Raw genomic sequence first — 14,110 nt, forward strand, 5'->3', positions numbered from 1 at the left:
ACTTGCTTATGGAATCCGCCCAGGCTCACTGTTGGATAAATTGAGTTAAAAATCATGCCCACCCCTTGTTGTTACAGAGAAAATTCTTAACTTTGTGGGAATTTACGAAGAGAACAAAAAATGACAAACCCCGCAGAGAAGAAAGGACAACACGTAAATCCTTTCTTTTTACCATACGACACGCCACACAACACGGTGCCCTTCGACAAGATAACCCTTGCCGACTATGAGGAAGCCATGCTCGAAGGCATACGCAGAGAAAACGAACAGATAGAGAAAACCATCAACGACCCGGAAGAACCCACCTTCGACAATACCCTCATTCGAGAAGACGAGGTAAAGGGACGCAAACACTATTACGACTTGCTGTCAAGAGTCGAAACCGTGTTCTTCAACATGCTCAGCGCAGAAACCAACGACGAAATGGACGCACTGGCACAAAAAATGAGCCCCATACTGACGAAACACGCCAACGACGTGAGCCTGAACCCCAAACTCTTCAAGCGCATCAAGGCAGTACACGAAAAACACCGCGAACTGACACCCGAAGAAAACAAACTGCTCGAAGAGAGCTACGACGGCTTCGTAAGGAGTGGCGCACTGCTCAGCGACACCGACAAAGACAAACTGCGCAAAATCTCGGAAGAAGCCTCCATGCTGGCATTGCAATTCTCGCAAAACCTGCTCAAGGAAAACAAAGCCTTCACGCTGCACATCACCGACGAAAAACAACTCGGCGGACTGCCCGACACCGTGCGCGAGGCAGCAGCAACAACGGCAAAGGAACAAGGCAGGAAAGGATGGGTCATCACGCTCGACCAACCCAGCTACGGTCCATTCATGACCTACAGCAACGAACGCAAACTGCGCGAACAACTCTATATGGCACGCGCCACAATGGGCATCAGAAACAACAACGAAAACAACCTCGCAGTGTGCCAACGACTCATCAACCTGAGAAGAGAAATGGCACAACTACTGGGCTACGACACCTATGCCGACTACGTCATGAAATACAGAATGGCAGCAAACGTAGAAAACGTGTACCGACTGCTCGACAACCTCATCGACGCCTACAAGCCCACCGCAATCAAGGAACGTGCCGAAATTGAAACACTGGCGAGAAAACACGAAGGCAACGACTTCCAACTCATGCCGTGGGACATCGCCTACTACGCCCATAAACTGAAGTTGGAAAAATATAACCTCGACCCCGAAACACTGCGCCCCTACTTTGAACTGAGCAACGTCATCAAAGGCGTCTTCGGACTGGCAACAAGACTCTACGGCATCACATTCAAAGAAAACAACAACATACCCACCTATCACCCCGACGTGAAACCTTACGAAGTGTTCGACAAGGACGGAACATATCTTGCCGTGCTCTACGTGGATTTCTTCCCGAGAAAAGGCAAACGCGACGGCGCATGGATGACCGAATATCAGGGACAACGCATCACCAAGGAAGGAGAAAACATCCGCCCGCACGCATCGCTGGTGATGAACTTCTCGAAACCCACCACAGAAAAACCCGCACTGCTCCGACTCAGCGAAGTGGAAACCTTCCTGCACGAGTTCGGACACTCACTGCACGGCATGTTCGCCAACAGCCGGTTTGAAAGCCAATCAGGAACAAACGTCTGGTGGGACTTCGTGGAACTACCCTCACAATTCATGGAAAACTTCGCCGTGGAAAAAGACTTCCTCCGCACGTTCGCCTTCCACTACCAAACCGGCGAACCCATGCCCGACGAACTCATAGACAAAATCATCGCGGGACGAAACTTCCAAGTCGCAACAGCGTGTCTGCGACAAGTCAGCTTCGGACTGCTGGACATGGCTTACTACACACAAAAAAACGAGTTCAAGGCAGACATCATGCCATTCGAAAAAAAAGCATGGGCAAAAGCCATCATCGGAAAACAACTCGACAATACCTGCATGACCACCCAGTTCTCCCACATCATGGCAGGAGGATACGCAGCAGGCTACTACAGCTATAAATGGGCAGAAGTACTCGACGCAGACGCCTTCAGCCTGTTCAAGAAAAACGGCATCTTCGACAAGGCAACGGCACAAAGCTTCCGAGACAACATCCTCGCAAAGGGAAACACCGAACACCCCATGACGCTCTACAAACGATTCCGCGGACAGGAACCCACCATAGACGCACTGCTGGAACGCAACGGCATAAAAAACAAGCAAGGGGGAAAACAATAAACAAAGGCGAGAAAACAAAACCGAAGCAGGCAGAAAACACACGCCACAAACACAACGGAAAAGAACACCGACAGAAAACCACGATGACAACAAACGACAAGAAAACACTGCTCGACTACCGCTATCTGCGCATGGCGCGGGTATGGGCGGAAAACTCTTACTGCAAAAGACGACAAGTGGGAGCATTGGTGGTGAAGGACAAAATGATCATCAGCGACGGATACAACGGCACACCAAGCGGATTCGAAAACGTTTGCGAGGACGAAAACGGACTGACAAAACCTTACGTGCTGCACGCCGAGGCAAACGCCATCACCAAATTGGCACGAAGCGGCAACAACAGCGAAGGGTCCACACTCTACGTTACGGCATCGCCGTGCATAGAATGTGCAAAACTCATCATTCAGGCAGGAATAAAACGCGTCGTCTATGCGGAGAAATACAGACTCACCGAAGGCATAGAACTACTCAGACGCGCCAACATAGAGGTAGAATACTTAAATCCGGAAGACAATGGGTCAGAACAAAAATAATCGCTTCATGCCCCTGTGGCTCGCGCTCAGCGTCGTCGTCGGAGTGTTCATCGGAACATTCTATACCAGCCACTTCGCAGGCAACCGACTGAACATCATCAACAGCGGAAGCAGCCGACTGAACAACTTGCTGCACATCATCGACGACCAATATGTGGACTCGGTGAACATCGACGAACTCGTGGAGAAAGCACTGCCCGAAATCCTATCAGAACTCGACCCACACTCGGTATATATCAGCGCAAAAGACGTGCAAAAGGCTACCGACGACCTCAAAGGCTCGTTCTCCGGCATCGGCATCGAGTTCACCATCAGAGAAGACACTATACACGTGCAAAACGTAATCAAAAACGGACCGGCGGAAAAGGCGGGAATACTGGCAGGCGACAAGATTGTCAGCATCAACGACAGACCCTTCGTGGGCGACAGCGTTACCAACGAGGAAGCCATGCACCGACTGAAAGGACCAAGAGGGTCGAAAGTGAAAATCGGAATAAGAAGGTTCGGAGAAAAGAAAACAAAAAACTTCATACTGACAAGAAGCGACATCACAACAAAAAGCATTTCAGCCACCTACATGCTCGACGATTCCACCGGATACATACGCATCAAAAACTTCGGAGAACGCACCTATGCAGAAATGCTCGCCTCGCTGCAACAACTCAACCTGCAAGGAGCCGACCACCTCGTAATCGACCTGCGAGACAACGTAGGAGGATATTTGGAAAGCGCAGTACTCATGGCAGAGGAATTTCTGAAGAAAAATCAGCTCATCGTCTATACACAGGGACGCAAAAGCCCACGCAAAGAATATAGAAGCCGCGGAAAGGGCAGCTACCAATACCTGCCACTCGTGGTGCTCATCAACGAAGGAACCGCATCAGCAGCAGAAATCTTCGCCGGAGCCATACAGGACAACGACAGGGGAACTGTAATCGGCAGACGCTCATTCGGAAAAGGACTCGTGCAACAACAAATACAATTCCCCGACGGAAGCATGATACGACTCACCATAGCACGATACTATACGCCTGCCGGACGCTGCATACAAAAACCATTCAAACCCGGCGACAGAGCCGACTACGAACAGGACTTGCTTGCCAGATACCAACACGGAGAATTCTTCTCTCGCGACAGCATCAAACACACCGGACCGGCTTACCACACCGCAAACGGCAGAACAGTATATGGAGGGGGAGGAATCACGCCCGACATATTCGTTCCGGAAGACACCACGGCAGTTACCTCTTATTATAAGGAGGCAGCAGTGAGCGGACTCATCCTGCAATACGCCTTCAAATACACCGATGACAACCGACCCATGCTGAAACAATTCACAGAAATGCAACCACTGTCGGAATATCTCGCCGGACGAAACCTCGTGGACGATTTCGCCAACTATGCAGAAAAGAACGGATTGAGACGACGCAACAACCTCATCAGAAAATCGCACACACTGCTGGAAAACTACATCAACAGCCGAATCATCTACAACATGCTCGATGAACAGGCGTGGAATCAATATGTCAATCGCAATGACAAAATGGTGAGGAAGGCTCTTGAGGTGTTCAGGAAAAACAAGGCTTTCCCGGAAAAACCAAAGGGAAACCAAGCAAATAAAAGACACACATGATGGATAAATCGGAATTGAGAAAAGAAATCAGAAACAGAAAACGACAATACACGAAGGAAGATTTGCAACGGCTCTCACTGCCCGTCATCAACCGACTGCGCAACCATCCGAAGCTGAAAGCCGCCCACACCGTAATGCTCTATCATTCCCTGCCCGATGAAGTCGATACACACAACTTCGTCGATGAAATGGTGGCAGCGGGAAAACGCGTTCTGTTGCCCGTGGTCATCAGCGAGACGGAAATGGAAATACGCCACTACACCGGACCGGAAGACATGGCGGAAAGCTCCTTCCACATTCTCGAACCGGTGGGAGAACTGTTTACCGACTACGAACAGATAGAATTCATCGCAGTGCCCGGCATGAGTTTCGATAGCCATTGCAACCGACTCGGACGTGGCAAGGGATATTACGACCGCTTCCTAAAGAAAGTGCCAGGAGCCTACAAACTCGGCATCTGTTTCGACTTTCAGAAACTCAACGAAATCCCAACGGGAAAATACGATTGGAAAGTGGATGAGGTGCTGTGATTCTTTCATTCCAATTCGGAAAGTTCCAACCAGCGCAATTCCTTTTCATCCAATTCCTCCTTCAGTTTGGGAAGCAGTTTGCTTTTCTCCGTCAGCTCCTCAATCGACAACCTGCCGGAGCATAAAGCATCTTCCATACTCTTGATTTCCCCTTCCAACCTGTCAATGTCAGCCGAAAGCTGTTCGTATTCGCGTTTCTCCTTGTAACTCATGCGGCGACGCGTGTCGTTGCGATAATCCTTTCGCTCACCGGTTTTCCGCACCTTATCTGGGTCGGAGGCTTCCTCCCTGCCCTTGAGCGAACAGTATTCCCGATATTGCGTATAGTTGCCGGGAAAATCCTTCACCACGCCGTCACCTTTGAAAACGAGCAGATGGTCCACCACCTTATCCATGAAATAGCGGTCGTGCGAAACAATGATGACACAGCCGGGGAAGTCCTGCAAATACGCCTCAAGCACCTGCAAAGTCTGAATATCGAGGTCGTTGGTAGGCTCATCGAGAATGAGAAAGTTGGGATTCTTCATCAGCACCGTGCAGAGATAGAGCTTGCGCCGCTCGCCACCCGAGAGTTTCGCCACATAGTTGTGTTGCTGTTCCGGCTCAAAGAGAAAATGGTTCAGAAACTGCGATGCCGACAAGTGGCGACCGCCACCAAGGTCGATGTAATCAGCAATGTCGGTAATGACATCTATCACCTTTCGGTCATCGCGAACCGTCATGCCCTCCTGCGAGAAATAGCCGAAACGCACCGTCTCGCCAATGTCGAAACGTCCACCATCGGGCGCAACAAGTCCGAGCAGCATCTTGACGAACGTGGATTTGCCCGTGCCGTTATTGCCCACAATGCCCATCTTCTCGAACCGGGCGAAGTTGTAATAAAAATCCTTCAGAATGACTTTATCGTCGAATGTCTTCGAGACGTATTGACATTCGAAAATCTTGCTTCCTATATACACGTTCGAGGCTTTCAGCCGAAGCTGTCGCTCCTCTATTCTGCGTTGCGCCTTCGCCTGTAGCTCGAAGAACGCCTCCTCACGATAGCGCGCCTTGTGCCCCCTCGCCTGCGGCATGCGGCGCATCCACTCCAGTTCGGTTCTGTACAAGTTGTTGGCTCGTTGGATTTCCGCCCGCGCGTTATCGATGCGCTCCTGCCGTTTCTCCAAATAATACGAGTAATTACCGCGATAGGTATAGATGGTCTTATCGTCCAGTTCCAAAATCAGGTCGCACACGTTGTCGAGGAAATATCGGTCGTGAGTTACCATGAGCAAAGTCTTATTGCCTCGCGAAAGAAACTCCTCCAACCAAACAATCATTTCCAAGTCGAGGTGGTTGGTAGGCTCATCGAGAATGAGCAAGTCGGGCTCAAGAATAAGCACGTTGGCAAGTGCCACGCGTTTCTGTTGTCCGCCACTGAGTTGTCGCATGGGCTGCGTAAGGTCGGCAATCTTTAGCATGGTGAGAATCTGCTTTGCCTTGAGCACTTTCTCGGGATTGCCTTCATGGTTGAAACAAGCATCGAGCACGGTGTCGTCCGGGTTGAACGCCGGATTTTGTTCCAAGCAGCCCACTCGCAAGTCGTTGCGATAGATAACCTTCCCGTCTTCGTAGCCCTCCTTCCCCATGAGGATGGAGAGGAGCGTTGATTTCCCGGTTCCGTTCTTTGCGATGAGTCCCACGCGTTGTCCTGCGGCTATCGAGAACGACAGCTCTTCAAACAGCACCTGCGCCCCAAATCGCTTCGTCAGCCGTTGTACGTCTAAATAAGGTGTTTGCGCCATAAAAATCAGATTTCCCCTGCCGGTGCTTTCAGACTGTGATTGATTTCCTCAATGTAATCGAGTACGGCATCGCGCCCTTCCTTTGATTCTGAGGAGGTAACGAAATATGGAGGCAGCTCCGTCCAGCGGTCCTCCAAATTCTTCATCCAGAGCAGGGCATTGCTCTTGGCACGTCCGCCGGAAATCTTGTCTGCCTTGGTGAAGATGATGGAGAACGGCACCTTGCTCTCGCCAAGCCAATCAATGAACTCGCGGTCGATGAGTTGCTGCTCGTGGCGGATGTCGATGAGCACAAAGACATTGACGAGTTGTTTGCGTTGCAGAATGTATTGGGCAATCATCTGCTCAAGTTTGTTGCGCATCGTCTTGGAGTTCTTCGCGTAACCATAGCCCGGCAAATCGACCAAATACCATTCGTTGTTGATGATGAAATGGTTGATGAGCAGTGTCTTACCGGGTTTCGACGAGGTCTTTGCCAATCCTTTGTGATTGCAAAGCATGTTGATGAGACTCGATTTTCCCACGTTCGACCTGCCAATGAAGGCATATTCCGGTTTGTTGTCGTTCGGACATCGCGAAACGGTGGGCGAGGAAATGGTAAATTCCGATTTTTTTATTATCATCTTCTTGCAAATGTCGGGGTTGATACTTAATTTTGTTACATTCGATGCTTGGAAATCTGACGTTGATGATTCTTTTGTTCGCGCGAAATGAAGCATCGAAGCTATTGAATTGCAAACTTACACAAAATATTCCGTTTTTCCCATCTTTGCCCTCCGTTTTTTGTTTTTCGCCATGGGAATACAACTTTTTCAAATACCTACATTCCTTGTGCTTCCCTCGTTTCGCTGAAAAATATTGCCGGGACAGCTGCCTCTCGCCGGTCATCAACCATGGCTGGTTTGACAATTTGTTGAAAAAAACATCAAGTTGAATAAAAAATCTGTTTTTTTTTCGAAATAAGCTTGCAAATCAATAATTATTTCATACCTTTGCAAATCATAAAGTAATAACCTTGTATTTATTATTAACATTTAAACCATATTTGACTTATGAAAAAACTTTTACTCTTAGCTATCGTAGCTATCTTCAGCCTTGGAGCATCTGCTCAGGACCTCAACCCAATCAAGGAAGCTCCGGCGGGAACCATGAAAATTTACAAACGTGCAGGTTCTGCGTTCTACGTTAGGACGAATCCTGAAACGAAAAAGAATGAACTGACATTAGCCAACCAAGACACCTTGCCGGAGATGAAAGTCGTGTTCACGGCCGACAATCAGGTCTATATTCAGAACCCGGTATCAACATGGCAGCTTGGTTCTTGGGTGAAAGGAACCATCTCCGGCAACACCATCACCATTCCTTGCGGTCAGTGCATCGGTGTAAGCAAGGACAGAACATGGGGTGTAATGATAGGAATAATGAAGCAAACCGATGACAAAAAAAAGATTGTCATCGACGAATCGCTCTCTAACATCACCTACACCATCAATGGCGACTACATCAAATTAGAGAACACGGCTACCAAACCGTTAATCAGCGGTTTGGGTACTTACTACTCTGACGAGAAGAGTTGGACCTATAACCTCGACATATCCTCAATGTACACATTCGATGCAGAAGCAACTGCCGGCATTGAGACTGTTGCCACCGAAGCCAACGAGGGCGAGGTTTCAAACGTTACCTACTATGACCTCACCGGCAAGCGCATTGAAAAGGCTGCCAAGGGCGTGGTTATCAAGAAGATTGAATACAAGGACGGCTCTGTGAAAACAGAAAAGTTCATTGCCAAATAAGCAACGACAAAGACACAAAGGAATTGGTATTCGCCATGGGCAACCAACTGAAGATTTGCCCGAAACCGTACTGAATCCGAATCATAAGAAGAGTGCATCTCGATGAAGATGCACTCTTTTTTTATGCAGGTTCGCCGGCAAGCGATGGATTGGCACAGCGTCGCAAACGGACACACGCCGGAAAGCCAAAAAAAAAGTTGGGCAGTCTCACGACTACCCACTTTCCAATTTGCTTCTTTAATAATATGATATGTTTATTTTATTTTCTCATAACCATAAGTTGCCGTGCAGCACAGTTCTTCCTCGATGCGGATGAGCTGGTTGTACTTCGCCATGCGGTCGGTACGCGACATGGAGCCCGTCTTTATCTGACCGGAGTTGGTTGCCACCGCGATGTCTGCGATGGTGGTGTCTTCGGTCTCGCCCGAGCGGTGCGATGTAACGGTGGTATATCCTGCCCGATGTGCCATTTCTATGGCGTCGAGTGTCTCCGTGAGCGAACCAATCTGGTTCACCTTGATGAGGATGGAGTTGGCTGCGCCCATCTTGATGCCTTTCTCAAGGAATTTCACGTTGGTAACGAACAAGTCGTCGCCCACCAACTGGCAGCGGTCGCCAATCTTCTCGGTGAGTTTCACCCAGTTTTCCCAGTCGTTCTCGTCGAGACCGTCCTCGATGGAGTCGATAGGATATTTCGTAATCAGTTCCTCGAGATATGCAATCTGTTCCTCTGCAGTGAGTTTCTTGCCATTGGGGTCTTTCGGCATACCGTCCTTTAGTTCACGATAGTTGTAGAACCACTTGCCATTCTCGCAGGTTGCAAATTCTGAAGCGGCGCAGTCCATTGCAATCTTCACGTCCTTTCCGGGTTCGTAGCCGGCGTCCTTGATGGCTTGCATGATAGAGTCGAGTGCATCTTCAATGCCGTTGAATTTCGGTGCGAATCCGCCTTCATCCCCCACAGCTGTGGAGAGTCCGCGTTTCTTGAGGTTTTTCTGAAGTGTGTGGAACACTTCCGCGCCCATGCGGAGTGCTTCCTTCATGGATGGTGCACCAACGGGGCGTATCATGAATTCCTGGAATGCGATGGGAGCGTCGGAATGTGCGCCACCATTGATGATGTTCATCATCGGAACGGGCAGTGCGTGAGCGTTCGTGCCACCGATGTAGCGATACAAGGGCATTCCGAGTGCTTTTGCAGCGGTCTGTGCCACGGCGAGCGATACGCCGAGGATTGCGTTTGCGCCGAGCTTGCTCTTCGTGGGTGTTCCGTCGAGAGCCAGCATTTTATGGTCGATGGCGCGTTGTGCTGCCGCACAGCATCCTTTGAGGGCGGGTGCAATGATGTTGTTCACGTTTTCCACTGCCTTCAAAACGCCTTTTCCTCCGAAGCGGGCTTTGTCGCCGTCGCGGAGTTCCAATGCTTCGTTTTCACCGGTGGATGCGCCTGAGGGCACGCTTGCGCGACCCATTACACCATTATCAAGTGTTACTTCTACTTCTACCGTCGGATTGCCACGCGAGTCGATAATCTCGCGAGCATGAATTTTTTCAATCTTCATTTTCTGATTTTTTTTGTTTTTTATGCTAATCTGTCTTTTTTATGTTTCCTGAAAACGAGCGGGGAAGCATGATTCCGTTGCCATCGATTCGGCAGCGGAGTGTCCCTTCCTGCCTAATCGCGCCGAGAGCCATTGCCTACCCGTCTTTGTTTGTGCTTTCAAAGTTAGGCATAAAAATTGAGGTTTGCAAGTATTTCACAGAAAATAACATATTGGTGTGTGGGGGGTCAGGCGTTGGGCGTTCCGGAGTTCACCACCGGTTGTGTGCCGTTTTCGCTGCACAGCACCACCATGAGGTTGCTCACCATGGCGGCTTTCTTGTCTTCGTCGAGTTCCACCACTCCTTTCTCGCCAAGCTGTTTCAGTGCCATGTCCACCATCGACACGGCTCCTTCCACAATTTTTTCTCGCGCCGAGATGATGGCGCTTGCCTGTTGGCGGCGCAACATGACGGCGGCTATCTCGGGTGCGTAAGCCAGATAGTTGATGCGGGCTTCCAAAATCTCTATTCCTGCCATTTCGAGTCGTTCGTCGAGGGTCTGCACCAAGAGGCGGTTGATTTCTTCGCTGTTCTCGCGCAGGGTCTGTGTTTCTTTATCGTCGTCGAGGGTGTCGTAGGCATATTGTCCTGCCACGTGTCGCAGGGCTGCATCGCCCTGAATGCGCACGAATCGTTCGAATGCCATCATGAGGTTGCGCGTCTTCATTTTCTCACTGTCTGCCGAGGGTTGTGCCATCGACTCGGAGTCGATTTCAAAGATGGCTTTATAGGTGTCTTTGAGTCGCCAGACGAGCATCATGCCAATCATGACGGGATTTCCTGATTTGTCGTTCACCTTGATGGGTTCTGCGTCGATGTTGCGGGCGCGGAACGAGAGTCGCTTGGTGTTGATGAAGGGGTTTACCCAGCAGAATCCCACACGGGTGAAGGTGCCTTTGTATTTCCCGAAGAACATCATCACGCGGGCTTCGTTGGGTTCCACGCGGATGAAACCGCACAGCATAACGATGAACGCCACCAGCAGCAGAACGCCGAGCAGCATCAGCCACGCACCGGAACATTGGTCGGCATCGAGCCGGATGCCGCCTTCGATGACAGCGGCGAGGGAGAGGGGCAACAACAGAAGACTGAGTGTGAGCATGAGAAAACCGTTAAGGGTCATGCCTTTGAATGTAAATTCTTTCGATTCCATAAATGTGTTGTTTAGAAGGTTGGTTTTATCTGATGTCGCAAAGGTAACGGATTTATCATCCATCTTCCAAACTTCCGCCTTGTGTTTTAGGTTTCTTTAACCTCGAAGTCCCATTCCTCCAATCGGGTTGTGCGAGGCGTTGTCATGCCAGTCTGCTTATTTATATAAAAATATAAACGGCGACAAAAAAGTGTAAAGTTTCGTTATTTTCAAAATTCTACCTTTTTGTCGCCGTGGCGGATGAAATGAAGCGGGAGAAAGCTTACTTATTTGTCGGCTCTTTCCCAACTCGCTGATAACAAGGAGGATGAGAACTCGCCAAAAACTGTTCGGCTCTCGTTTCTCATTGCCTTTCCCGGGTTTCAACCGGATGAATTGAAGTAATAAATCCTTGTTTTGTAAAGAAAATCGACAATTTTTCGTTTTTTTCCCGCTTCTCCGCTCTTTTCTTCCCTTTTTGTCGCCCCTGCTGCCCAACAGCCTACTGTTTTGTCGCGTTCATCTTCCGTTTTGGTCGGGGGAATCTTCCCTTTCGGTCGGGAGAAAGTTCCCAAATTGTCGGTCTTTTGCTTCGTAGCGGTCTGATGGTCAGACGGTTGTTGTGTCTTTACCATAATCTTACAATTGATGTGGTAATGACCTCTACGTCATGACGGGTCGTGCGTTCATGAGAAGGGGGTTGAACCTACATGCACGAGGTTACGCCCAATGTGGTTCCGATGGCGGTGAGGATGGTAATCATCACCTGAAGAACGATTTTCCAAGTTTCTTTTTTCATTTTCTTTGTTTTGTTTTTTAGGCGAATCGGAGCAGTGCTTCCCGAGCCGACAGCCGGGGGGAACGCCTTGCGTGGTTCCCCCTTGTGCCGTCCGCCGCGTGTTCTGCTCGTTTCGCGGTTTGGTGATTGTTTTTCCGGTTCACGTGTTGTTTGTGCGCCGGCATTAGGGATTTGCGTTTCCGCCGGTAGTTCCGCCGGTGGTGCCGGGTTCGCCGGGTTTGCCGGTTTCATCGCCCGCGCCCACGTACTTCTTCACCTGTTCCAGCTTCAGGTCGGTGAGAAAGGTTTTCACGCGGTGTTTGCCGGCGTCCACGCGTGTTTCGGGACGGAAGAGGATGTGCGGGTCGTAGATGTTCTTTGCCGCCGTGAAGTCCTTGTTCTTCCCTTCGCCGTGGGAGCGTATGCCCACCTTGAAACTTCCGAAGCCTTCGAGTTTCACGCGTTTGCCGCTTTTCAGCACGTAGCTCATCTCCTTCACCAGGGCGGATATCACCGCAAGGATGTCTGCCTCGGTTACGGTGCAGCGGTCGCTGATGCGCTCGGAGAGTTCCTTCACGCCCACCGTGCCGTCCATGACGGCGCGAGCGAACCAAAGTCCTTTTGTCTTACTTTTCTTTCGGTTGTCCTGATACATTCTGTACTTTACTGCCATAATGTCAATTTGTGTTTTTTATTCTCCGTGTCGCGGGTCTGTCGTTTGTGGTTTCCGCGCGATGCGGGGAATGGGTTTCAGATTAAAAAAAAATTGTTGTTGTTGTTGTCAAAACGGTTCCGACAGCCGAGCCGTCTTGCTTATTAATATATTAAGGTGTCTCGCATTTTGTTTCTGCTTCATCCGTCGTAGCCCACGTGTATCCATCGTTTGCGTGCCGACCGTAACGGTTCTTCCAAAAGTTCCGTGCAAGGGGTGTGAGCACGCAGTATGGCGGCATACTTCCGACACATCGCCGTGTCCGACACGTAGATGTCGGCTGCCCTGCCCGTGAGGTGTCGCGAGTGGCGTGCGCCTCCCACCGCCTTGTTCAGTTCGCCACAGCGGTAGCCACTCGTAACGACGACGCGCCCCACCCTCTTCCGGAGTGGTTCAAGCACGTGTTCGCAGAGCTTTCTCAGGTTCTCCACCACCTCCTCGTTCGTCAGTCCGTCGGAGGGATGCGCCGCCGGCTCATTGTCGATGCCGAGGCGTATCGCCGTTCCCGAGCGGAACATCTCGCCCACGGTGAAATGGGGCGTCAGGTTCTCTTCATAATCTATTTTCATGGTATTCGTCTGTGTGTGTTCATGACCGGTGTTTTCGTTCCCCCCATCCGCCTTTCCGTGTCCTTGCGCAGTGTGGGGTTATCCGTTACGGTTGCAAAGGTACGACATTGCCCGACCCATATCAAGTTTTCATTGTGTAGTAATGTGTGTAGTCTTTCCCATACCCATGTCCGACAGCATGATTATCAGCCATTTCCGAGCATCCAAACCTCAGCCGTCGGAGGGAATCATGCAATTCCGTGAGCGGAGCAACAAGGTTCCATTGGCGGAACAACAAAATTCCATTGGCGGAACAATGAAGTCCCCCGGTTGGAACAATGCGCTCCCATCCGGGGAACAACACGCATCGGAATTGCACGTGCGGTTCGGCAGTGTCACAAATATTTCCATCCCATCCCGCCAAAGCCCAACCTTTGCACGCCGAAAGCTAAGCTTTTGCAGTGCAAAAGGTCATGATTTGCAAGGCAAAAGCTCACCTTTCGAATCACAATAAATATTATCCTGATTATCAACCAATTAAGAAAGTCCTCCGCCGCTCTGTTTTTGTCCTCTTTTTTCATGGCGACGGGCAGAGAAAATTTTATCTTAAAATTTTAAAAAAACTTGTTTGACTGAAAAATTACACCTACCTTTGCAAACAAAATAAAACAAATCATACCGAAAAACAACGGTTGAGAAAATGTATTCATGCTGACACATGCGAAGTGGCTGCCCCGACGATGGGGACAACACGCACACACCTCTCCTTTTTTACAGCCATATGGATTGGTGGAAAAGATTGCATCACGATAATTATCATATTTTAATTATTACTGTCCGCT

The 14,110-nt window shown here is 49.8% G+C and carries 14 protein-coding genes; 6 read left to right on the top strand and 8 right to left on the bottom strand.

From position 1 onward, the window contains the following. Positions 1-120: 120 nt before the first annotated feature. The 4 genes from ETF27_RS08520 to ETF27_RS08535 all read left to right on the top strand — a co-directional run bounded on the left by ETF27_RS08520 (position 121) and on the right by ETF27_RS08535 (position 4,916). Positions 121-2,220 carry a M3 family metallopeptidase gene (locus ETF27_RS08520; protein WP_130829866.1) on the top strand — a complete coding sequence of 700 codons (2,100 nt, stop codon included), beginning with the start codon at positions 121-123 and terminating at the stop codon, positions 2,218-2,220. An 83-nt stretch (positions 2,221-2,303) separates the two neighbouring features. Beyond that, positions 2,304-2,753, top strand: a complete 450-nt coding sequence (locus ETF27_RS08525; protein WP_130829865.1) for a deoxycytidylate deaminase — start codon at positions 2,304-2,306, stop codon at positions 2,751-2,753. Further along, a complete protein-coding gene (locus ETF27_RS08530) occupies positions 2,734-4,386 on the top strand; it encodes a S41 family peptidase (RefSeq protein WP_130829864.1) in 1,653 nt (550 codons plus the stop codon). The genes ETF27_RS08525 and ETF27_RS08530 overlap by 20 nt, the downstream gene beginning before the upstream one ends. Next, positions 4,383-4,916, top strand: coding sequence for a 5-formyltetrahydrofolate cyclo-ligase (locus ETF27_RS08535; RefSeq protein WP_130829863.1), 534 nt, complete (start codon positions 4,383-4,385; stop codon positions 4,914-4,916). Before ETF27_RS08530 ends, ETF27_RS08535 begins: the two co-directional genes overlap by 4 nt. A 5-nt stretch (positions 4,917-4,921) precedes the next feature. Here the strand turns inward: ETF27_RS08535 and ETF27_RS08540 are convergent, their stop codons facing one another. Beyond that, positions 4,922-6,700: an ABC-F family ATP-binding cassette domain-containing protein gene (locus ETF27_RS08540; RefSeq protein WP_147785716.1), complete on the bottom strand. Its 1,779-nt coding sequence runs from the start codon at positions 6,698-6,700 to the stop codon at positions 4,922-4,924. 5 nt (positions 6,701-6,705) lie between these two features. Beyond that, complete coding sequence (gene yihA / locus ETF27_RS08545) at positions 6,706-7,323, bottom strand: ribosome biogenesis GTP-binding protein YihA/YsxC (protein ID WP_130829861.1); 618 nt, start codon at positions 7,321-7,323, stop codon at positions 6,706-6,708. Between the two features lie 429 nt (positions 7,324-7,752). Between yihA and ETF27_RS08550 the strand changes: the two genes are divergently transcribed. Continuing rightward, positions 7,753-8,496, top strand: a complete 744-nt coding sequence (locus ETF27_RS08550; protein ID WP_130829860.1) for a hypothetical protein — start codon at positions 7,753-7,755, stop codon at positions 8,494-8,496. Between the two features lie 254 nt (positions 8,497-8,750). On the opposite strand, the gene eno is transcribed toward ETF27_RS08550, so the two are convergent. From eno to ETF27_RS08580, 6 genes are all read right to left on the bottom strand, one after another. Next, complete coding sequence (gene eno, locus ETF27_RS08555; RefSeq protein WP_130829859.1) at positions 8,751-10,058, bottom strand: phosphopyruvate hydratase; 1,308 nt, start codon at positions 10,056-10,058, stop codon at positions 8,751-8,753. Positions 10,059-10,285: 227 nt separating this feature from the next. Further along, positions 10,286-11,251 carry an SPFH domain-containing protein gene (locus tag ETF27_RS08560; protein ID WP_147785721.1) on the bottom strand — a complete coding sequence of 322 codons (966 nt, stop codon included), beginning with the start codon at positions 11,249-11,251 and terminating at the stop codon, positions 10,286-10,288. Between the two features lie 362 nt (positions 11,252-11,613). Continuing rightward, positions 11,614-11,865: a hypothetical protein gene (locus ETF27_RS08565; protein WP_147785717.1), complete on the bottom strand. Its 252-nt coding sequence runs from the start codon at positions 11,863-11,865 to the stop codon at positions 11,614-11,616. A gap of 71 nt (positions 11,866-11,936) precedes the next feature. After that, the gene (locus ETF27_RS11715; RefSeq protein ID WP_147785718.1) at positions 11,937-12,260 is read right to left on the bottom strand and encodes a smalltalk protein; all 324 of its coding nucleotides are present in this window, start codon (positions 12,258-12,260) and stop codon (positions 11,937-11,939) included. After that, the gene (locus tag ETF27_RS08575; protein ID WP_147785719.1) at positions 12,193-12,681 is read right to left on the bottom strand and encodes an HU family DNA-binding protein; all 489 of its coding nucleotides are present in this window, start codon (positions 12,679-12,681) and stop codon (positions 12,193-12,195) included. Before ETF27_RS08575 ends, ETF27_RS11715 begins: the two co-directional genes overlap by 68 nt. 179 nt (positions 12,682-12,860) lie before the next feature. After that, positions 12,861-13,289, bottom strand: coding sequence for a D-Ala-D-Ala carboxypeptidase family metallohydrolase (locus ETF27_RS08580; protein WP_130829856.1), 429 nt, complete (start codon positions 13,287-13,289; stop codon positions 12,861-12,863). Between the two features lie 142 nt (positions 13,290-13,431). On the opposite strand from ETF27_RS08580, the gene ETF27_RS08585 reads away from it, so the two are divergent. After that, complete coding sequence (locus ETF27_RS08585; protein WP_147785720.1) at positions 13,432-13,782, top strand: hypothetical protein; 351 nt, start codon at positions 13,432-13,434, stop codon at positions 13,780-13,782. The last annotated feature ends 328 nt before the right edge of the window (positions 13,783-14,110 follow it).

The sequence above is a fragment of the Prevotella brunnea genome, assembly GCF_008016795.1.
Lineage (GTDB): Bacteria > Bacteroidota > Bacteroidia > Bacteroidales > Bacteroidaceae > Prevotella > Prevotella brunnea.